Source organism: Caballeronia sp. LjRoot31, from assembly GCF_964253885.1.
In the GTDB taxonomy this organism is placed as follows: Bacteria; Pseudomonadota; Gammaproteobacteria; order Burkholderiales; family Burkholderiaceae; genus Caballeronia.
The window spans coordinates 188,342-209,147 of sequence record NZ_CAXURX020000001.1 but is presented as its reverse complement, the minus strand read 5'-3'; the positions used below and the strand labels follow the sequence as shown (position 1 = coordinate 209,147).

Below are 20,806 nucleotides of genomic sequence, written 5' to 3'. Positions count from 1 at the left end.
GCCGTTAAGTGGTTTACGGCAAGTAGCTGGAAAACTTTGAAGGGAAATCGCGGATGGCGACGGCGTGGGCGAGCCTCAGGGATCGTCTTTATTGGCGGCGCGTCGAAACCTGTAAGGTGGTCGACTGGGGCGCCGGTGCAATTGCCTCGTTCGCCTGAGGGCGCGTCGCGAGCAAGAAATCGGGCAAAAATGCCGGTTTTTAGCTTACGAACCGGTAACAGATTGTAAGCAAGCATTAGTCCGATTGAAATGGACGAATACGTTTTCCGGGCCGGCTGCCTTGTTGTCTGATTAACGGCGGATCGCGGTAAATCTTCACGCGACGCACATTTGTTTTGACGGGTGAGGGATGGCACCGCCCGCTGGCGAGGTACAACCGGCGTGGCTGCACGGTGGCACACGCCTTGCTGCATCTGGCGTCCTGGGCAATGCATCTTGCACCGCGCAATTTAATGATGGCCGCGCAATCGCTTGCCGTATAAGGGCGTCGGCAATACGCCGAGCTTCGTAACGGCCGGTGTGTCGGCCTGTAACAAGGTTAAGCGTTTGAAAAATGACTCGTTGATACGGAGAGTCATCTTGATAATGGGTCGTAAGGGATAACCCGATTCATCCGGGTCTTATTTTCAGGGGCGGCAGCATTGGCGCTGGCCCGTCCGCAAGGCTTCACCGGTTTTCGTTTCGTTTTGGAGACTGCGCGTCGAAGCCCACACGAACAGGAGAGTCACGTTATGCGTATCGCACAAATTGCACCGCTGCACGAAGCGGTCCCCCCGAAGTTCTACGGCGGCACTGAGCGCGTCGTGTCGTATCTGACCGACGCGCTGGTTGATCTCGGCCATGACGTGACGCTGTTCGCAAGCGGCGACTCGCAGACCAAGGCGAAGCTGGAAGCCGCCTGGCCGCGCGCGTTGCGCCTTGATCCGTCCATCCGCGACTGGAATGCACCGCACGCGCTGCTGCTGGAGAACGTACGGCGCCGGGCGCATGAATTCGACGTGCTGCACTTCCACCTCGACTACATGCCGTTCTCGCTGTTCTCGCAAATGGACACGCCGTTTTTGACCACCCTCCATGGCCGGCTGGATCTGCCCGAACTGCAACCGGTGTTCAGCGCGTTTCCTGATGCATCGGTCATCTCGATCTCTGATTCACAACGCGTACCGCTTCCACAAGCAGGGTGGCTCAACACGATCTATCACGGACTGCCGGAAAAGCTGCTGACGCCGCAGACGCACAAGAAGCCGGAATACCTCGCGTTCCTGGGTCGTATCTGCCCGGAAAAGCGCGCCGATCTCGCCATCAAGATCGCCGCTCAAAGCGGTCTGCCGCTGAAGATCGCCGCCAAGGTGGACAAGGTCGACCAGGAATACTTCAAGAGCACGATCGAGCCGTTGCTGGCGGAGTCGAAGGCTAGCGTGGAATTCGTCGGCGAGATCAACGAGCAGCAAAAGCCGGAGTTCCTGTCGGGTGCCAAGGCGTTGCTGTTCCCGATCGACTGGTCAGAGCCGTTCGGCTTGGTAATGATCGAGGCCATGGCGTGCGGTACGCCGGTGATCGCGTTCAATCGCGGCTCGGTGCCGGAAGTGGTCGACCACGGCGTGACGGGCTTCATTTGCGAGGACGTGCAGGGTGCGGTCGGCGCACTTCAGCGCCTGGGCGAACTCTCACGTACCGAAATTCGTGCGCAGTTCGAACGCCGCTTCAGTGCAAAGACCATGGCGCTGAACTATGTCGAAAGCTATACCGCGTTGTTGCAGGCAGCCAAGCGCCCGGTATTGCGCCGAGTGGCGATCGGCTAAATTCCGGCTAACTCCGTCAGTCGCCCGGAGACCGGGCGACGCTCGGAAAAGCCTGGAATTGCGGCGCCCGCGTGACTGGAAACGATGGTTGCATCGTTATTCAACGGTTTATCGCAAAGCACAAAAAATCCGCCTTTTCGGGCGGATTTTTTTGTGCTCATTCATGCCAGCATTTACTTCTATTTTTGTCTGCACTATTCGATGCGCCCACCGCACTCCTTTAAGAGTGCGCCTGACTAATCAGGAAGCGCTCGCGATTCTTTCCCGCGATCCATTTCGGCGGTTTGCCGCGGCCGCTCCATGTGCTGCCGGACTTGGGATCCTGATAGATCGGCGGCAGCGGCTCCTTCTTGGGTGGCCGGCCTCGCCGGACCACCGACAATCCCAGGTCCTGGGCTGTGAGCCCGTATTCCACGATCTTGCGTCTGATATCCACCAGTACTGCTTCCAGCTCTGCGCGGCGTACCTCCTCCGCCTGTTCCTGAAGCTTGGCGATCTGCGCCTTGAGCTCGGTGTATTGCGACATTTCCCAATCCTTCTAATAGCCTGCGATTATTGAGAAGCGTAACGGCATCGATTAAAAGATGCAACGTTTGAACATCCAATTGCGAAAAATCCTAATGCAAATGAGAAGAATCTTGAAACTATAGGGCATTCCTAATAAGAGATCCCTTAGTTCCCGATGATTTAACAATTGTTGACAACTAGTCCCGAGACTCGGATTACACTGCTTACCCGCCGTGGTGGTCCGTACCAATACTCGTGATCACAAGCGTCGGGTTTGTTTCGGTTTTTTATATATTTTTAGGACTACGAATCATGCGATTAGGACAGCGCCTCGGCGCAGAAATGTTTGGTACGTTCTGGCTCGTGCTGGGCGGCTGCGGCAGCGCAGTGCTGGCCGCGGGTTACCCTCAACTTGGTATCGGCTTCGCGGGCGTAGCGCTTGCGTTCGGCCTGACGGTGCTCACCATGGCCTACGCCATCGGCCACATTTCGGGTTGCCACTTGAACCCGGCGGTGAGCGTCGGTTTGACGGTTGCAGGACGCTTCCCGGTCCGCGATCTGGTTCCGTACATTGCGGCCCAAGTGGTGGGTGGCGTGATCGGCGCGTACGTGTTGTCGGTGATCGCCAGCGGCGCGCCGGGTTTCGATCTGGTTGCCAGCGGCTTTGCCACCAACGGTTACGGCGACCACTCGCCCGGTCACTACACAATGATCGCGGCGCTCGTGTGTGAAGTCGTGATGACGTTCTTCTTCCTGTTCGTCATCCTGGGTGCCACCGATAGCCGCGCACCTGCCGGGTTTGCGCCAATCGCCATTGGCCTGTGCCTGACACTGATCCATCTGATCTCGATTCCGGTCACTAATACGTCGGTTAACCCGGCGCGTTCCACGGGCCCGGCGTTGTTCGTGGGCGGTGCAGCGTTGGACCAGTTGTGGCTGTTCTGGGTAGCTCCGATCATTGGCGCCATCATCGCGGGCGTAGTTTATCCGTTGCTGACCGGTGCGAAGAACCGGGCGCTTGCTGCAGCGTGAATTAAAAACGGTGAAAACCGATAAAAAGCCGGGCGCTGAACGCCCGGCTTTTTATTGTGCAATTCGTTTTTATTGCGTCGATACAGCAGATCAATATGAATAATCCGCGACAAATGTAATGGCGGCTTACGGCCCGAGAGGGTTTTAAACGTCAATTTACTTATGCGAGGCGGGGAAATCGTCCGACAAAGGATAGCTGAAAGGGCTTTGCGGACATTTACTCTGCAGACGAACCCGGACTTGAAACTTTCGCGACACTTTCATTCGCTAACAACTCGTCGATACTCGTAAGACAGCCATTGCGTAGATTGGAGTCATGCGACACGCGTCGCCCTAAAAGGAGAACACCATGAAACGCATCGTCACTCATTTGCTGGTTGCCGCCGGTCTGGCAATGGGCGCTGTCGGCGCCGCGCAGGCGCACACGGATCTCTCTATTGGGCTGTCGCTGGGCGTGCCCGGCTATGTACAACCTGGACCGGTTTATGTCCAGCCTGCGCCGTTTTATCGCGCTCCGCCGCCCGCCTGGGGCCATCGCGATGACCGCTGGGGCGGACCGGACCGCGGACATTGGAACCGCACCGGCTGGGATCACGGCGGCTACGGTCGTGACGGCTGGAATCGGCGCGGATAAGTTGCGCTTGGCGTAGCGATTTGCCAAGAATCGTTCGCGCAAAGGGAGCGTCGGGTCGAGGCGTTCCCTTTTTTGCTACGAGTCAAGGGCACGGCTACGACGCTGGCGAACGCTGCATTGAGCACTGCCTCGACTAATCTCGCGCTTCCAGCCTTAGCCGCTTTATTCGACAGCGCGAGCCGGCGCCGCGAGTTCATCCGTCATGCCGAACAAGGCACGCAACTGATGCGCGACGCCGGCCTCGAAGTTGTTGCCCGTCCTCGGGACATTCGGGAGGCGTTTGATCAGCGCCGGATTCGCGTTGTTCATCATGAATGGCCGACCCGCGGTCTCGAGCAGATCGATGTCGTTCATGTTGTCGCCAAAAGCGACACAATGCGCTGTGTCGATATCAAGCCTGTCCAGCACAAACTGCAACGCCCGCCCCTTCGAGACATCAGACGTCATCACTTCGAGACAATCCGGCATCGAATAAGTGACATAGATGGAATCGCCAAATTCGCGTTCGAGATTCGCCGCAGTCACCTTGAGATCGTCCGGCTCACCGATATACAGCACCTTCGCAATGTTCTCGCCGTCGTGCTTACGCAGGTCCATCACGTCGTAGTCAAAGCCCGAATCCTGATGGAACGCCAGCAGTTCGGGTGCGTGACGGTCGATCAGCCAGGCGTCGTCGGCGAAGAGATTCACGATCACGCGCTCGCTTCCCGCCAGATCAGGTTGGGCCAGACGGCGCACCGCCGCCGGAGCAATGTCGCGGGCGTAAATACGCTCGTTGTCCGGCGCGTGAATGCGCGCGCCATTCGACGTGATCAGATAAGCGTCAATGCCGAGCACTTTCCGAATTCCGACCACATCGCGATAATGCCGCCCCGTCGCGATGATGAAACGCACACCGCGCGCTTCCAGTTCGCGGACCGTTTCGACGGTGAACGGGTCGACCTGATGGTCGCTGTTGAGCAAGGTGCCGTCGAGATCGGTAGCGATGATGGAATACATGGGAAGCACTTTCCTTTAAGCCGTTAGGAACCTCGCATTTTAGCCCTCATGGGCCGATTTTCGGCTCGCAGCGTGGCGCGCCAGTTGCAGAGCGCCTGCAGCGGAGTCCGCGAAGGGCAGGCGCAAGCGGCGGCGCAGCGCGTCCGGAACGAATGGCGTCAGTGGTACGGCCAAGCCGCCACACAACGCGACCGGCAGAGACTGATCCGGGTCCAGCGCAGACACCATTTTTTCGATCTCATGCCCCGCTTCCTCAAGCAGGCGAGCCGCGAACGGATGTTTTCCATGTTCGAAAACCGTTGGCGCCAGCGTTGCATAACCCGTTTGATTTGCCGCGCACAGCCATACGACGAGGCTGTCCCGATCAGTCGCGTCCGTACACGCGAGCAACGCCGCGGACCAGTCGTCGGCGGGTGCCCGGCCGTCCAGCACATGCTGCAGGTGCACGACCGCCCGCAAGCCCAACCAGGCTCCGCTTGCCTCGTCGCCGCTCGGAAAACCATAACCACCCGTGATCGTTAACTGACCGCTGGCATCCAGCGACGCGGCGATACTGCCCGTTCCCAGCGCCACGATCACGCCCGGCTCGCCTCCATGCGCACCGAGCAACGTAGTGAAAGCGTCGCTTTCGACGGCAAGCGCGCACCCATCCGGCGCGGTGGCATGGAACTCCGCCAGCCAACCCGCGTGATTCACGCCGGCGAGGCCACAGCCAAGCGCACATGCGCTCCACTCGAACGGCAGGCCCGCTGTTTCAAACGCGCGCGAACACGCCGCTTCAATAGCCTCCCACGCACGCTCGACACCGAGCGCCAGGCCTGACGGCCCGCCCGTCGCACGTGCCAGTTCGATGCCTTCCGTGTCCGCCAGGACGACGCGCGTACCGCTGCCGCCGCCGTCGACGCCGATCAGGTATTTGTGTGTGTAAGTTGAAGTAGTCATGTCCGCAAGCTTAACGGCACGACCGGCACGCCGCCACTCAGCCGAACGGGCTATGCGGCCTGAAACGCCGCAGGACAACCCGCGTATCGGGTAACCATTGGGCAACCTTCTCCCATGGGCCAACTGCCACTGGGACTGGACGTTATGCCGTTCGTTATACCTATGCGTCCGGCGAGCCGTCGCATACCGGTCTTGCCGCGCGGGAAACGTTCATGCGCGGCAAGTCGCCCGAGAACCAGGCCAATCGGCCGACTGTTCTGCCCCTGCCCTTCCGCCTATGCTGATCGAACGCCAACCCCGCAGTCCCCGAACCCGACATGACAAACCCGAAGAAGAACCGCCCAGACGACAACACCGAGCCGCACCGTTGCGGCTGGGTGACAACCGAATCGCTCGCCCGCTATCACGACGAGGAATGGGGCGTTGCGTCCCACGACGATCGCCATCTGTTCGAAATGCTCGTGCTGGAAGGCGCGCAGGCCGGACTGTCATGGTTGACGATTTTGAACAAGCGTGAAGGTTATCGGGCTCTGTTCCACAACTTTGACATAGACCGGGTGGCCGCCTTTAGCGAAGACGACGCAGCCCGATTGCTGCTCGACGCCCGCATCATCCGCAATCGCGCGAAGATCTCGGCGGCCGTCGCTAATGCTCGCGCGGTGCAGCGCATCCAGGCGGAACACGGCTCGCTCGCGAATTTCGTGTGGTCGTTCGTTGGCAATACGCCCATTGACACCCCGCGCGCAACTTATGCACAGGGGCCCGCCTCCAACGAAGTCTCCGACGCCATGAGCCGCGCGCTCAAGAAATACGGCTGCAAGTTTGTTGGAACAACCATCTGCTACGCGTTCATGCAGGCAACCGGCATGATCAACGACCATGAGGCCGCCTGTTTCTGCCGGTTCCGCAACAGCGCAGCCGTCCCCAGCCGAGAATCCGCCAGGCGCCAAACAAATTAGGTAATTTGCTCCACCGATTTCCGATACGCACATTGCGTTTTCGCAACATTTTTCGCGGTTTAAGCCCTCGTCAGGGAAAATCCTGACGATAGCCGTATCTACGTGGTGAATCACGCTCTGAAGCCTTTACTACAAAGCCTTTACGGGATTCCGCCTCTGTGCAAGAAGTCAGACATCATGTCAGAATTGCGGCCAACCGCACATAGCACCACTTTTTTACCGGAAAGAACCGCTATAAATACGTTGTAAGCGGCTTTTTCCGGCGAGCCAGTTGACTCTGAAACGGCTGTCGCTTCTTACCACTTACCAAGCGTATTCAGAGCGTGCGAACGATCACGGCCAAGTAGGCAAACCGCTGAAATGGCGCGGTTTTTATGTGGTCGGCCGCGCTATGGCGACGAAGTCTGCGTCCGATACTGATAACGCTGTTGATGAACACCCACGAAGCACCGCAGTTGTCGGTGCAGGGGAGAACCAGAATGAAAAACCTTAATTTCTTAACACACCAGGAAATCTTCGACCGTGCCGTGCTTCACCTGTTTGGCCAAGGCCAGGCAGCGTTGTTGCCCCGCGGCGGCGGTGCATATCGCGGTTATTGCGGCGGTTGTCCCGTCGGCAGCTTCATCAAGGCCCGCGATTACATGACTGCCATGGAAGGCGTGCCCATTCGCTACGTCGGCAAGGGGCCGGAAACCGTGCCGGCATACATGGATGTCGGTGTGACTGCGCTGAAGCGTGCGCTCTTACGCTCGAATATCAACGTCTACGACCCGACGACCGTCGAGCTGCTCAGTTGCCTGCAAAACGTACACGACGTGTTCGGCAAGTGGGAATGGCGTGAACGATTTGCGTCCATTGCGCGGCAGTTCAACTTGTCGGCGGATCGACTTAAGTCGGCAGCCTGAGCGCGAAATTGGACAGGGTTTTGCGGGGCTCCGCGAGGCGGTCATGCTGCCGAAACGATTCCCCTCGCACTGACCCACGAACGAACCGCGCCCGCGCCGATATCGAACGAATAAATAGGCGCGCGGGCGAGCAACGAAACAGTCAAAGCAACGAGCAATGCAATGTTAACGGCGAGAGACATCTACGAGCGCGTGAGCAACCATCTGCTTACGCAACGGGCTGTATCAGAAGACGAAAATGGTTCGTGCCGGCTACGCAGCGGCAATGGCCGCAAGTGCGCGATCGGCTCGCTGATCGCCGACGAGTTGTATCAACCGGAGATCGAAGGCGTTGGGATCTCGTACTACCGGCATGCGAAGGACGGCTCATTGTTGCGCGCGCTGTATGCGTCGGAGGTCAATGCCTACGATCCGGACATCGTCGAGTTGCTGATTGAACTGGAGGAAGTCCACGACGATTTCAACGTGGACGAATGGCCCCAGCTCCTGGCGCGCGTGGGCGAACGGCACGCGTTTGTCTAGGCGCGAATAAACGCCCGCCGGCTTAGGCGAAGGCCTGCCAAGCCGGAGCAAATGCGAAAACGAGGAAGATCCGCTCAAGGCGTAGAAGACAGAAGTCCCACCACGGCGAGCCGAAGTAAACCCAGGACTTAAAACCAGCAAATCAAATCAGACAAGCAAAACGGCGATGCAACCCTTGCGGGCGGCATCGCCGTTTTGCCTGGTGCAGCCGGTCAATCAGGCTGCGACCTGCCAAGACTTAGTGAAGCTTCTTGGGCAGCATCTGGCTGCGCAGACGCTTACGCAGACGGCTGACTGCTGCCGCCTTCTTGCGCTTGCGTGCCGTCGTCGGCTTTTCGTACGACTGACGTTCGCGAAGTTCGGCGATCAGGCCGTTCTTTTCGATGGTTCGGCGAAAGCGACGGATCGCAACGTCGAACGGCTCGTTTTCTTTCAAAACAATAGTGGTCATGGATGTCCTAAATCGCTGATACGTTTTTCTGACTGCGCGGCGAAGCGTCAACCTAAGGCAACGCCGCGCGCCGGCACTCCGATCGTCCACCCAAACAACGGCGGACACGAGCAAAGCGGCCACGGAGGCCGGAAAAGAGAGAGGTGGGATTTCACCGCCGATCACGGCATGCGCAGTCTGTCGAAAACGGAACAGCGCACTTCGGGCCGCCCGGCGTCGCTTAAAAATAGCTGCGCCATCGGGCAAAAATCTCGATTCGGGCGAGATGTTATCAGATCGTCGCCCGGTCGCCAACCCCGCAACACCCATTTGCGGGTTGCAAGCCCATGATCGCGCATGCTTTTTGCCGGCTTCAGTCCGGATTGCTGGCTTCGTCGAGGAGTGCGACGTCTTCGGGCGCCAAAGTAATGCGGGTCGCGTGGGCAAGGGTCTCGAGTTGCTTGACCGATGTCGCGCTCGCGATCGGCGCCGTTACGCCCGGCCGCGCGATCAGCCACGCCAGCGCGATTGCCGCCGGCTCCGTGTCATGGCGATCCGACACTTTAACCAGCGCATTAACAATCCTCAAGCCCCGGTCGTTCAGATAACCCGACACTTTAGCGCCACGCGCACTGTTTTCGGTATCGGCTTTGGATCGATATTTTCCGCTCAGGAAACCGCTCGCCAAGCTGTAATACGTCACAACCGATATCTTGTGCGCCTTGATAACCGGTTCCAGGTCATTCTCGTAGCCGGCGCGATCATAAAGATTGTATTCAGGCTGAAGCACCTGATAACTCGCAATACCCTCTTTCGCCGATATCTTCAGCGCCTCTTCCAGCCTTTCGCCGGTGTAATTCGACGCACCGATCACGCGCACTTTTCCCGCCGTAATCAGCTTTTGATATGCGCCGAGCGTGTCCAGGAGCGGCGTTTTATCGTCGTCTCGATGGGAAAAGTAGACGTCGATGTAATCCGTCTTCAGGCGTTTCAGCGAATCGTTGACGGCAGCCTCGATATTCGCCGCAGAGAGCCCCGTCCGCGTGCTCAGCATACCGACCTTGGTTGCCAGCACGACCTTGTCGCGCTTGCCGCTTTCCTTGAGCCACTTGCCGATGATCGTCTCCGACTCACCGCCCTGGTGGCCGTCGACCCAGGCGGAATAGACGTCGGCGGTATCGATGAAATTAAGACCGTGGTCGACGAAGGCGTCGAGGATGGAGAACGATGTCCGTTCGTCGGCGGTCCAGCCGAATACATTTCCGCCGAAAACAAGCGGCGCGACTTTGAGTTCCGACTTACCGATAGTGCGGTGCTGCATGGTTGCTCCCGGGTTGTTGTAGGCAAACACGAAATAACTGATCGAAAAAGAATACCCGCGAATCCTTTTACTCGCAGGCTGCGCACCGACTGCTATTCCCCCTACAAATCCTTACCTAAGTCCTCAAGTTTTTTTTTCACGCGCCGCTAACCCATGTAGGCGGCCGGCTACATCACTCGGAACCGCCATGCAACAGGACCGTGCAGTAGCCAAAAACAGCCCTTTTAGTTCTTTCAGGAGAAATCCAAATGCTTAGCATCAATAGCAATCTTAACTCGCTGGTCGCTCAGCAAAACTTGAACACGTCGCAAAGCGCACTGTCGCAAGCTATTACGCGTCTGTCGTCGGGCAAGCGCATCAACAGCGCGGCAGACGATGCAGCAGGTCTGGCGATCTCGAACCGCATGCAAACGCAGATCAACGGCCTGAATCAAGGCGTGTCGAACGCGAACGACGGCGTTTCGATGATCCAAACGGCATCGAGCGGTCTGGCGCAGATCACGTCGAGCTTGCAAACCATTCGTACGTTGGCGGTGCAGGCATCGAGCGGCTCGCTGTCGGCAAGCGACCAGGCGGCACTGCAACAGGAAGTGGCGCAGCAGATCGCTGAAGTAAGCCGCGTGGCTTCGCAAACGAACTACAACGGCAAGAACGTGCTGGACGGCTCTGCGGGTAATGTCAGCTTCCAGATCGGCGCGAACGTCGGTCAAACGATCAGCCTGAATCTGAGCAATGGCGTGTCCGCAGCGCAACTCGGTACGGGACTTCCGGCATCAGGCGCAACGCTGGGCTCGCTCTCCGGTCTGTCTCTGGATAGCACTGGCGCCGCAGCTGCCGCAGGGGCGACGCCGGCGATCACGACGATTAACGTTCTCGCAGACGGTAAGGGCGGCTTCACGTTCACCGACCAGAACAACCAGACACTGTCTGGCTCAGTTTCCACCGCTCTGTTCGGTGCGCTCAGTGGCACCACCGGTACCGGCACGGCGTTGACCCTGGTCCCGCAAGGTGCCCTTTCGGGTGCCGCAACGCAGGCTGCCTCACTGGCCACTGCGGGCACGGCGCTGACGGCGTTGAACGCAGCGAACGCTGCGAAAAGCACGGCCGCTCCGGGCGCTGCTGGTCTTACGCTTGGAACAATTAGTGGGCTGAGTTTAGACGCGAACGGCGCAGCAATCACGACCGGTGCGTCTATCACAGCGATTACCGTCAAGACCGATGGGACCGGCAATTTCACGTTCACCGACCAGAACGGGGCCGCACTTGGCGCGCCTGCCGTGGCAGCTCTGTTCACCCAAACTGGCGCAACAGCGACGGTTGGCGGCATTTTGGGGTTCACCGGTGCGTTGTCGAGTGTCGCGGGCTTCTCCGGCGGTGCGAACCCGAGCGCCGCAGTGGCAGGTATCTCGGCGGTGAATTCTAACAATGCACCCCCGACGGTTGCCAACATCAACGTCAGCACGACGAACGGCGCGAACGCTGCAATGGAATCGATCGACAACGCGCTCGCAACGGTCAACAACATCCAGGCAACCCTGGGTGCGGCTCAAAACCGTTTCACGTCGCTGTCCGCGGCGCAGCAATCGCAGTCGACCGACTTGTCCGGTGCTCAGTCGCAAATCACGGACGCCGACTTCGCACAGGAAACGGCTAACCTGAGCAAGGCTCAAGTGCTGCAACAAGCCGGTATCTCGGTGCTGGCACAAGCTAACTCGTTGCCGCAGCAAGTTCTGAAGCTTCTCCAGTAATAGCCTTAAGTAGTAACGGCAGGCGCGTCGCAAGACGCGTCTGCCCAATCCGTTTTCCGGGGAGGCCTGCCTCCCCTACACGTTTTACAAACGTTTATCATTCAGGCTCGAAAGCAAAACCGACGTACGGAGCATCTCAATGTCGACGATTCCCAGCGCCTCCGGCTCGGCCGGCTCGGCCGCGGCCACAGCAGCCGCCACCGCCGCGGCGTCCGCCGCAGCCGAAGCGGCCGCCGCGCAATCCATCATCAGCGGTTCCACGGGCAATTCGTCGCTGGATGTCTCGTCGCTGGTCACGAGCCTCGTCAATGCAAAGGTGGCAGGCCAAACCGGCACGCTCTCCGCACAACAGACGAACGACAACACCCAACTTTCGGCCATCGGCGCGTTGCAGGCGGCGCTCGGCGCGTTGCAGGCCGGCATTGCTTCGCTATCCAACGGCAGCGCCCTGGGCCAGTTCACGGCGACGGCGGACGGTACCGGACTGACGGCATCCGCCGACACCACCGCGTCGGCAGGCTCCTATTCTGTCGCGGTCACGCAAATTGCCAGCGCGCAAACACTCTCGTCGGCCGCGTTCGGCAGCACGACGGCGCTCGGCACCGGCACGATGAATATCTCGGTCGGCGGCAAGTCGATGAGCGTCGCCATCACGTCGACGGACAACACGGTGAGCGGCATTGCCAGCGCCATCAACTCCTCGGCAAATAATCCCGGCGTCACGGCCACGGTCGTCACCGGCACGGACGGCGCACACCTGGTCCTGCGATCGACGGCTACGGGCGCATCGAACACGATCAATGTTGCAGTAACCGGCGTGGCGGGCGATGCCGGCCTGTCCAGCCTCGGCGTCACGTCCACGCCCGGCACCAGCGGGGCTGCATCGACATTCACGTCGGCGGTGAACACGAGCGCGGGCGCGTGGACGCAAACCGCGTCCGCACAAGACGCCGCGTTCTCGATCGACGGGACCGCAGCAACCAGTTCCAGCAACACGGTGACCACGGCACTCCAGGGTGTCACGCTGAACCTCACCGCTGCCGCAATCGGTACGCCGCCCGGCACGCCGCAGACGCTGACCGTGGCACAAAACACTTCGTCGGCATCCACCGCGATCAACAGCTTCGTCAGTCTCTACAACACGCTTGTCACCACCTACGGCCAGGTGGGCAACGACAACTCGGCGGCAGCGAGCACGCAAGGCGGCGCGTTGGCCACCAACCCAATGCTTACGACCATCCAGAACACGCTGGCGGGCATTATCGACAGCGGCGTGCCGAACGGCAATTCGACCATCTCGCTGGGAGCGATCGGGATCACGCTACAGGGACAAGCCACCGCGACGCAGCCAGCGGGCTCACTGGTGATCGATTCCACCAAGCTCGCCGCCGCGCTCCAAAGCAACCCGTCCGGGGTTGCGGCTCTATTCAATCAGACGACCGGCGTGGCCGCACAGATGACGACCAGCCTGAACTCGTTTCTGGCCACGGGCGGCCTGATTTCGAACAGCCAGGCAGCGGTAAACACGGACCTTGCGAGCATCGCGACGCAGCAAACCACCTTGACCGCCTACACGGCGCAGCTCACCAGCCAGTACCAGGCGCAGTTCACGGCGCTCAATACGCTGATGGCGACGATGAACAACAACTCGCAATACCTGACGCAACTGTTCGGCGGCGCCGATAGCGCGGGTGCGCTGGCATCGGCCAACAACAGCTGATTGGGGCAAGGATAAATCGACATGGAACAGAACAGTCTGATCGACCGCCTGCTTGAGTTGACGCTCGCGATCCAGCATGCGGCAGCCATGGCGGACTGGCAGGAAGCGGCCAGCCTGACCGAGGAGCGGACACCGCTTTTCATGGAGTTGACGCCGGAACAGGACGCCACGGCCATGGACGTGATCAAGCGGATCCAGGCAATCGATGCCGCCATTGCCGCCGACGCGAAGACAACGCAATCGGAATTGCAGATCGAATACAGTTCGGCGATGAACAAGGTCAAGGCGGCCAGCAAGTATCACCAGGCCGCCAGGTTCTGATGGGGAGAGCGAGGCCGAGGCCGGTAAGCCGCCTTAATCTTCCTCTGACTCTGAAAAGACAACAATAAGAACTAAGCGCTCAGCGCTTTGGCCACTTCAACACCCCGGGCACGTACGTGCTTCCGGGGTGTTTTCTTATGGGCTAGCGCCCCAGCGTCAGCGCCAGATACAGCGCGTAAAGCCCGCCGTTCACCAGCAGCGCCCACAGCACGACCCCGCCCTTCTTCGCGTTGAAACGCAGCCACGCAGCCGCCGCGAGCGTGATAAAAACGCCCGTCATCACCTCCACGCGCGGCTCCCACGGCGTCAGCATGATGCCGATACCGGGCAGCAGCGTCCCCTGGAACACCATTGCGCCGGTGATGTTGCCGAACGCCAGCGTATCCTTGCCGCGCCGCGCCCAGATGATGCTGTTGACCTTCTCGGGCAGTTCGGTTGCGATCGGAATGATGATCAGCGAGAGCAGCAACGCCGATATCCCCAGCACCCGCGAGACCCCTTCCACGCCGGCGATAAACCCCTTCGCACCGCCAACCAGCAACACCACGCCCAGAATCATCTGCAAGACGATGCTCGCAAGCGAGGTGGGCAACCCGAAGCGCGAGATCAGCAGCCGCTCGGGCGCCTCGGTGCCGTGGCCCTTTTCGACAAGACTGGCGGACGCACGGAACGTCGTCACCACATACGTGACATACACGCCGACCAGTCCCGCGGCAAACAGCGCGCGCACTTGCCATGCGTGATGCGGCACGAACATGGCGGCCGCCGCGATCAGGAAAGCACAGAGGAAAAAGTTGAGATCGCGGGTGAAGCCGCTATGTTCGGGCGCAACGATCCCTTTGAGGCCCCGCGTCTTGAGCACGGCGACGGCCATCAGGCACGTCGACAAGGTCGCCAGCATCAATGGCGCGCCGAGGATCGCGCCCACGCCGATCTCCTCGTTCACCGCGCGGCTGGCCGTGCCGCCCATCAACGCGATGATCGGCACGGTGGTTTCCGGCAGCGCCGTGCCGATAGCCGCGAACAGCGAACCGGTGACCCCTTCGGAGATGCCGAGCTTTTCGCCGAGATGTTCGAGCGCGTTGGTGAAGAGTTCCGATGCCGCCAGGATCACCACGAGCATCAGCGCGAGTTGCAGGAAAAGCAGCGTCATGCGGCACCTCGCGATGAAGCCGGCGAGCAGGTGACGCAATGGGAGTGGCAGAACAACGGCGGAGAAACCGGCGAACTCGAGATATGGCCTGGGGCGGATGTAGGGTGTTTTTGTTTTGGAGACACGATGATTTCACGGTCGGACGTCAGCGAACCAGGGTGCAATCCCGCGCCGTCCGACCGTGAACGACAAGATGCACCCATGGTCTCGCCAAACCTGACCGGTCGAACGCGCCACGGCTAACAAGCCGAGTATGTTGACGCGTCCTCCTCCCATTGCGGAAGGAAGGCTACTCCCCAAAGACGGCCACGAGTTTAGCGTGCGTCGGTGGATTAGGCAACCGGCCGCCGGGATGTTCAAAAAACTGTCACAAGCCCATATGCACATCCCGAATCGGTCGTTGTAGCGGAAATAACGGTTCAGTAAGCTACGGCCCCGCAGGCCCATTCGTTGCACGGGCGCGTCCGACGAAGCCCACCGTACAATAAGCTGCAACTGCCAAACAAGAAACGTCTGACTGACTAACTAACACTGACGACCACGTTCGTAACGGGAGATCCCATGCGCTTCAGAATGCTCGCAGCCGCTGTACTGGCCATCGCGCCGGTGCTCGCGATCGCGAAACCGCTCACTGTGTGCACCGAGTCGAGCCCGGATGGCTTCGACGTCGTGCAATTCAATTCGCTGGTGACGACCAACGCATCGGCGGATGTGATCTTCAACACGCTAGTCTCCTACGATGAAGTCGCGAAAAAGGTCACGCCCGCGCTCGCCGAGAAATGGGACGTGAGTCCCGACGGCCTGACCTACACGTTTCATCTGCGGCCGAACGTGGCGTTCCAGACTACGGACTACTTCACGCCGTCGAGAAAACTGAGCGCCGACGACGTGGTGTTCTCCTTTGACCGCATGCTCTCCGACAGCAATCCGTGGCACAAGGTGGCGGGTGCGAGCGGCTTCCCGCACGCGCAGTCCATGGGTCTGGTCAAGCTGATCAAGTCCGTCTCCAAAGTCGATGACAACACGGTCAAGTTCGAGCTCAACACGCCGAACGCGACCTTCGTGCCCATCCTCACCATGGGCTTTGCATCGATCTATTCGGCCGAATATGCCGGCCAGTTGCTCAAGGCCGGCCACGAAACCGACCTGAACGCGAAGCCGATCGGCACCGGTCCGTTCGTGCTGAAGAGCTACACGAAAGACGCCGTGATCCGTTACGACGTCAACCCGACGTACTGGGGAGCGAAGCCTAAAGTGGACCGGCTGATCTACGCCATCACGCCCGACGCGTCCGTGCGCGCGCAGAAAATCAAGGCCGGTGAATGCCAGATCGCGTTGTCGCCGAAACCGCAGGACGTACTCGACGCGCAGAAGGACAGTTCATTGAAAGTGGTCGAGACGCCGGCGTTCATGACGGCGTTCGTCGCATTGAACACACAGAAAAAGCCGCTCGATAACCCCAAGGTGCGTCAGGCGTTGAACATCGCCTTTGATCGTACGACGTACCTGAAGACCGTCTTCGAAAACACGGCCACGCCCGCTGTGAATCCGTACCCGCCTAACACGTGGAGCTATGACAAGCAAATCACGCCGTATCCGTATTCAGTCGATCGCGCGAAGAAGCTGCTCGCCGACGCAGGCTTCCCAAATGGTTTCGACACGACAATCTGGGTGCGTCCGAACGGCAGCGTGCTGAACCCGAATCCGAAGGTGGGCGCCGAGTTGCTGCAGGCGGATCTGGCGAAGATCGGCGTGAAGGCCCAGGTAAAAATAATCGAATGGGGTGAGCTGATCAAGGAAGCGAAGCAGGGTCAGCACGACATGTTGTTCATGGGCTGGGCCGGCGACAACGGTGATCCGGATAACTATCTATCGCCGCTATTTAGCTGCGCCGCAGTGCGCTCGGGTATCAACTTCGCGCGCTTCTGCGATCCAACGCTCGACCGGTTAATCGATGAAGGCAAGGCAACCGCAGATATAGGCAAGCGAACCAAGGCTTATACCGAAGCGCAACAGATTATCCATGACCAGGCGCTGTGGATTCCGCTTGGCTATCCGACCGCGTCGGCAATCACGCGCGGCAATGTCAGCGGATATCGAGTGAGTCCGTTCGGACGGCAGAACTTCGCTACCGTCGTGGTTCAATAGTCGTTGCCTTGATTCACTGAAGAAGCCGGGCGCGCAAACGCCCGGCTTTTTTTACTTGGGCGAGAAACGGATCACGCCGTCTTCATCATGGGTATGACGAACGAGTTCGCCCGCAAGCCAGAGCAAATGCAAATGCGCCAGCGCTTCGCCGAGTGCGAATGTCATCTGGTGTACATCGAGCGGACGCTTGAACATGAGCGGGACAATGTCAGCGGCGCTTTGCGGTTTGATCGCGCAGGCCTCGCGCACTTCCTGCAGCCGCGCAGCGTGATGATCCCGAAGCTGCCCGATGCGCGTATGCATGCCCCGAAACGGCTTGCCATGCGAAGGGAGCACGAGGGTATCGGCGGGAAGAGATTCGTAGCGGCCCAGTGAACCGAGGAACAGCGCGAGCGGATTGCCCTCCGGTTCAATAGCAAACACCGAGACGTTAGTCGAGATGCGCGGCAGCACCATGTCGCCGGAAATCAGCACCTTCGTCTGAGCGCAGAAGAACGCGCAATGTTCAGGGGAATGGCCGAACCCTGTCACCACTTCCCACTCACGGCCGCCAATCTTGACCTTGTCACCATCCCGCAGGCGACGATAAACCGGCGGAATAGATGGCACGAGCTTCGGGTAATACGTATCGCGCTTGCGCAGCGCTTCGAGCGATGCCGGGTCCGTCATCCCATGCCGGGAGAAGTGCCGCGCGGCGCGCTCGCCGCCCGCGTCGGAGCCATCGCCGGCCGACATCACGCGGCCCATGGCGTACTCGCCTAGCGACATCCAGAGCCTGACCGGGTCCCATCGTTTCTTCTCGCCGCCATTGCAGATCCAGTCTGCAAGACCGAGGTGGTCTGGGTGGCAATGCGTGACAAGCACGCGCAGCACCGGCAGGCCGTCGAGCAGCGTGTCGAAGGTGCGCTCCCAGTTCGCCCGGATCGTTTCGTCTGAAATGCCGCAATCGATAATGGTCCAGCCCGCCACGCCGTCGATCTCGTCACGCATAACCCATAGATTGATGTGATCGAGCGCAAACGGCAACGGCATGCGCACCCAGAACACGCCGGGCGTGACTTCCATCGCGTGGCCGCTCTCAGGAAGACGGTCTGCGAAAACGTAATCGAGTTGCTGTTCGAGCGGGTTCATGCGGTCGGCTCTCCGGGTTGTCAGTGGTTGCATTGCCGCCAAGTTGACGCTAACGTTAACCTGCATTTTAACGTCGACTTCAGAAAAGCGCTGGGAACCTTGTAATTTCAATGACAGACACGCGCTACACCATCACCGAACTGGCACGCGAATTCGAGATCACGCCGCGCGCGATCCGGTTCTATGAGAACCAGGGGTTGCTCACGCCGGCGCGCGAAGGAACGAACGGCATGCGCCGCGTATATTCGGCGCGCGAGCGCACGCGGCTCAAGCTGACGCTGCGCGGCAAGCGGCTTGGGTTCACGTTGCTGGAGGTGAGGAGGCTGCTCGATCTCTATGATTCACCGACCGGGACCGACACCCAGTTGCATGCGTTTCTCGACACCATCGCGGCGCATCGTGCAGTTTTGGAGCGGCAACTGGACGACCTGAACGCAACGCTCGCCGAGCTCGCCGTGTACGAAGCGCAAGGGCGTGCACTGCTTTCAACGAACGCTGAAAAACGCACGCGCAAGGCGGCAATGGCGACTGAATCCGCGGATACAAGCGGGAAGAAAAGCGCGAAGGTGCCGTGAGTTCGTAACAGGCAAGGACTGCCTTCGCTCACGAACCAAAAACGTCCGGCGATACAATGTCGGCCGGATTCAAAGCCCGGTCTGACACTTATAGATAACGTCACCACGTCACGCGACACCACACGAAGTGCAGGGTCGATATGAACCACTTTCCCAAGTTACTGTCGTCGCAGATTGGCTTCGATGTCGCGGAAACGCTGCTCGAAGGCTTCGACCGTCACTATCGCGTGTTTCGCGATGCGGCCATCGCGGCGAAGGGGCTATTCGAGGCCGGCGACTGGCACGCGCTGCAGCGGCTCGCGCGTGAGCGCATCACCTCGTACGACGATCGGGTGGAAGAGTGCGTGATGCGTCTGGAAGACGAGTACGACGCCGAGCACATAGACGATGAAATCTGGCAGCAGATCAAGTTGCATTACATCGGCTTGCTGACGTCGCACCGGCAACCCGAGTGCGCGGAAACGTTCTTCAATTCAGTGTGCTGCAAGATCCTGCATCGCTCGTACTTCAACAACGACTTTATTTTCGTGCGGCCGGCTATTTCGACGGAGTACATCGAGAACGACGAACTCGCGGCCAAGCCGACCTATCGCGCGTATTACCCGAGTAAAGACGGGCTCGCCGCGACGCTGGAGCGGATCGTGACGAACTTCCAGCTTGAGCCGCCGTTCGAGGATTTGCAGCGCGACGTTCAATGCGTGATGCAAGCCATTACCGAAGCGTTCGGCGAGTTCAAGGCTGCGCCTAACTTTCAGATTCACGTGCTGTCGTCGCTGTTCTTTCGCAACAAGGCGGCGTACATAGTGGGCCGGATCATCAACGGTGATCTCGTGGTGCCTTTCGCCGTGCCCGTGCGTCACGCATTACCCGGCCTGCTCGCGCTCGATACGGTCCTGCTGCAGCGCGAACAACTGCTAATCATCTTCAGCTTCTCGCATTCGTACTTCCTCGTGGATATGGAAGTGCCGTCGGCGTACGTGCAGTTCCTGCGCTCGATCATGCCGGGCAAACCGAAGGCGGAAATCTATACGTCGGTGGGATTGCAGAAGCAAGGCAAGAACCTGTTTTATCGCGACTTGTTGCATCACCTGTCGCATTCCAGCGATAAATTCGTCATCGCGCCCGGCATCAAGGGGCTTGTGATGCTGGTGTTCACGCTGCCTTCGTTTCCATATGTGTTCAAGCTGATCAAGGACACCTTCCCACCGCCGAAGGAAACCACACGCAAGAAGATCCAGGACAAATATCAGCTCGTCAAACGCCATGACCGGCTCGGACGCATGGCCGATACGCTCGAATATTCCAGCGTCGCGTTGCCGCTGTCGCGCCTCGACGATGCGCTGCTGAAAGAGCTCACCAAAGAGGTCCCTTCAATGATCGAATACGAAGGCGATAACCTCGTGATCAGGCATCTGTACATCGAGCGCCGCATGACGCCGTTGAACCTGTATTTGCAGAACGGCACGCTGTCGGAGATCGAGCACGGCATCAAGGAATATGGCGACGCGATCAAGGAACTGATCCAGGCGAACATCTTCCCCGGCGACATGCTCTACAAGAATTTCGGCGTCACGCGCCACGGCCGCGTGGTGTTCTACGACTACGACGAAATTGAGTACCTGACCGACTGCAATGTGCGCCGAGTGCCGCAAGCGCGCAATGAGGAAGACGAGATGTCGGGCGAGCCGTGGTACACCGTCGGGCCGCATGACATCTTCCCCGAAACCTACGACACATTCCTGCTCGGCGACCCGCGCGTGCGCGACGTGTTCATGAAACATCACGCCGATTTCTTCGACCCCGCTCTCTGGCAAAAGCATAAGGAACAGATCCTTAACGGCGAACTCGCCGACTTCTTCCCGTATGAACGCAGCGTCCGTTTTTGCGTTCGTTATCCTGAGCGTTTTCTGGACGGCGCACCCGCAGCACGCGCCGCATGAAACCTATCCGCACTGAA

General features: G+C 59.5%; 19 protein-coding genes and 1 riboswitch. Of the genes, 12 read left to right on the top strand and 7 right to left on the bottom strand.

What is annotated here, in order from left to right; genetic code table 11:
• Nucleotides 1-731 precede the first annotated feature (731 nt).
• A complete protein-coding gene (locus ACSQ8V_RS00920; protein WP_436204631.1) occupies nucleotides 732-1,802 on the top strand; it encodes a glycosyltransferase family 4 protein in 1,071 nt (356 codons plus the stop codon).
• Nucleotides 1,803-2,022: 220 nt separating this feature from the next.
• Here ACSQ8V_RS00920 and ACSQ8V_RS00915 read toward each other — a convergent pair whose 3' ends face one another.
• Nucleotides 2,023-2,328 carry an H-NS histone family protein gene (locus tag ACSQ8V_RS00915; RefSeq protein ID WP_213764679.1) on the bottom strand — a complete coding sequence of 102 codons (306 nt, stop codon included), beginning with the start codon at nucleotides 2,326-2,328 and terminating at the stop codon, nucleotides 2,023-2,025.
• A 293-nt stretch (nucleotides 2,329-2,621) separates the two neighbouring features.
• On the opposite strand from ACSQ8V_RS00915, the gene aqpZ reads away from it, so the two are divergent.
• Nucleotides 2,622-3,341, top strand: coding sequence for an aquaporin Z (gene aqpZ / locus ACSQ8V_RS00910; RefSeq protein ID WP_213764678.1), 720 nt, complete (start codon nucleotides 2,622-2,624; stop codon nucleotides 3,339-3,341).
• 349 nt (nucleotides 3,342-3,690) lie between these two features.
• Nucleotides 3,691-3,975, top strand: a complete 285-nt coding sequence (locus tag ACSQ8V_RS00905) for a PXPV repeat protein (protein WP_213764677.1) — start codon at nucleotides 3,691-3,693, stop codon at nucleotides 3,973-3,975.
• Between the two features lie 162 nt (nucleotides 3,976-4,137).
• Here the strand turns inward: ACSQ8V_RS00905 and ACSQ8V_RS00900 are convergent, their stop codons facing one another.
• Together ACSQ8V_RS00900 and ACSQ8V_RS00895 are read right to left on the bottom strand one after the other, a co-directional pair.
• The gene (locus tag ACSQ8V_RS00900) at nucleotides 4,138-4,974 is read right to left on the bottom strand and encodes a Cof-type HAD-IIB family hydrolase (protein WP_436204630.1); all 837 of its coding nucleotides are present in this window, start codon (nucleotides 4,972-4,974) and stop codon (nucleotides 4,138-4,140) included.
• 39 nt (nucleotides 4,975-5,013) lie between these two features.
• Nucleotides 5,014-5,916 (bottom strand): BadF/BadG/BcrA/BcrD ATPase family protein, encoded by a 903-nt coding sequence (locus ACSQ8V_RS00895; RefSeq protein WP_436204629.1) that lies wholly within the window; start codon nucleotides 5,914-5,916, stop codon nucleotides 5,014-5,016.
• A gap of 317 nt (nucleotides 5,917-6,233) precedes the next feature.
• Here ACSQ8V_RS00895 and ACSQ8V_RS00890 point away from each other — a divergent pair, with 317 nt between their 5' ends.
• The 3 genes from ACSQ8V_RS00890 (at nucleotide 6,234) to ACSQ8V_RS00880 (ending at nucleotide 8,302) form a co-directional block, all read left to right on the top strand.
• Complete coding sequence (locus tag ACSQ8V_RS00890) at nucleotides 6,234-6,875, top strand: DNA-3-methyladenine glycosylase I (protein ID WP_436204628.1); 642 nt, start codon at nucleotides 6,234-6,236, stop codon at nucleotides 6,873-6,875.
• Between the two features lie 479 nt (nucleotides 6,876-7,354).
• Nucleotides 7,355-7,780, top strand: coding sequence for a hypothetical protein (locus tag ACSQ8V_RS00885; RefSeq protein WP_436180605.1), 426 nt, complete (start codon nucleotides 7,355-7,357; stop codon nucleotides 7,778-7,780).
• Nucleotides 7,781-7,942: 162 nt separating this feature from the next.
• The gene (locus tag ACSQ8V_RS00880) at nucleotides 7,943-8,302 is read left to right on the top strand and encodes a hypothetical protein (RefSeq protein ID WP_213764672.1); all 360 of its coding nucleotides are present in this window, start codon (nucleotides 7,943-7,945) and stop codon (nucleotides 8,300-8,302) included.
• Nucleotides 8,303-8,540: 238 nt separating this feature from the next.
• On the opposite strand, the gene rpsU is transcribed toward ACSQ8V_RS00880, so the two are convergent.
• The gene (rpsU, locus tag ACSQ8V_RS00875) at nucleotides 8,541-8,753 is read right to left on the bottom strand and encodes a 30S ribosomal protein S21 (protein ID WP_031357080.1); all 213 of its coding nucleotides are present in this window, start codon (nucleotides 8,751-8,753) and stop codon (nucleotides 8,541-8,543) included.
• A 352-nt stretch (nucleotides 8,754-9,105) separates the two neighbouring features.
• The gene (locus tag ACSQ8V_RS00870) at nucleotides 9,106-10,053 is read right to left on the bottom strand and encodes an aldo/keto reductase (RefSeq protein ID WP_436204627.1); all 948 of its coding nucleotides are present in this window, start codon (nucleotides 10,051-10,053) and stop codon (nucleotides 9,106-9,108) included.
• 248 nt (nucleotides 10,054-10,301) lie between these two features.
• On the opposite strand from ACSQ8V_RS00870, the gene ACSQ8V_RS00865 reads away from it, so the two are divergent.
• The 3 genes from ACSQ8V_RS00865 (at nucleotide 10,302) to fliT (ending at nucleotide 13,842) form a co-directional block, all read left to right on the top strand.
• Nucleotides 10,302-11,801 carry a flagellin gene (locus tag ACSQ8V_RS00865; protein ID WP_436204626.1) on the top strand — a complete coding sequence of 500 codons (1,500 nt, stop codon included), beginning with the start codon at nucleotides 10,302-10,304 and terminating at the stop codon, nucleotides 11,799-11,801.
• 139 nt (nucleotides 11,802-11,940) lie between these two features.
• Nucleotides 11,941-13,521, top strand: coding sequence for a flagellar filament capping protein FliD (gene fliD, locus ACSQ8V_RS00860; protein ID WP_436204625.1), 1,581 nt, complete (start codon nucleotides 11,941-11,943; stop codon nucleotides 13,519-13,521).
• Nucleotides 13,522-13,542: 21 nt separating this feature from the next.
• Nucleotides 13,543-13,842, top strand: a complete 300-nt coding sequence (fliT, locus tag ACSQ8V_RS00855) for a flagellar protein FliT (RefSeq protein WP_213764668.1) — start codon at nucleotides 13,543-13,545, stop codon at nucleotides 13,840-13,842.
• 142 nt (nucleotides 13,843-13,984) lie between these two features.
• Here the strand turns inward: fliT and ACSQ8V_RS00850 are convergent, their stop codons facing one another.
• Complete coding sequence (locus ACSQ8V_RS00850; RefSeq protein WP_213764667.1) at nucleotides 13,985-14,995, bottom strand: sodium:calcium antiporter; 1,011 nt, start codon at nucleotides 14,993-14,995, stop codon at nucleotides 13,985-13,987.
• Between the two features lie 136 nt (nucleotides 14,996-15,131).
• A riboswitch (yybP-ykoY riboswitch) is annotated at nucleotides 15,132-15,309 on the bottom strand.
• A gap of 247 nt (nucleotides 15,310-15,556) precedes the next feature.
• Here ACSQ8V_RS00850 and ACSQ8V_RS00845 point away from each other — a divergent pair.
• A complete protein-coding gene (locus ACSQ8V_RS00845; protein WP_436204624.1) occupies nucleotides 15,557-17,143 on the top strand; it encodes an ABC transporter substrate-binding protein in 1,587 nt (528 codons plus the stop codon).
• A gap of 51 nt (nucleotides 17,144-17,194) precedes the next feature.
• Here ACSQ8V_RS00845 and ACSQ8V_RS00840 read toward each other — a convergent pair whose 3' ends face one another.
• Nucleotides 17,195-18,274, bottom strand: a complete 1,080-nt coding sequence (locus ACSQ8V_RS00840; protein WP_436204623.1) for an MBL fold metallo-hydrolase — start codon at nucleotides 18,272-18,274, stop codon at nucleotides 17,195-17,197.
• Nucleotides 18,275-18,384: 110 nt separating this feature from the next.
• Between ACSQ8V_RS00840 and ACSQ8V_RS00835 the strand changes: the two genes are divergently transcribed.
• Together ACSQ8V_RS00835 and aceK are read left to right on the top strand one after the other, a co-directional pair.
• Complete coding sequence (locus ACSQ8V_RS00835) at nucleotides 18,385-18,849, top strand: MerR family transcriptional regulator (RefSeq protein WP_436180598.1); 465 nt, start codon at nucleotides 18,385-18,387, stop codon at nucleotides 18,847-18,849.
• Nucleotides 18,850-18,989: 140 nt separating this feature from the next.
• The gene (aceK, locus tag ACSQ8V_RS00830) at nucleotides 18,990-20,789 is read left to right on the top strand and encodes a bifunctional isocitrate dehydrogenase kinase/phosphatase (protein ID WP_436204622.1); all 1,800 of its coding nucleotides are present in this window, start codon (nucleotides 18,990-18,992) and stop codon (nucleotides 20,787-20,789) included.
• The last annotated feature ends 17 nt before the right edge of the window (nucleotides 20,790-20,806 follow it).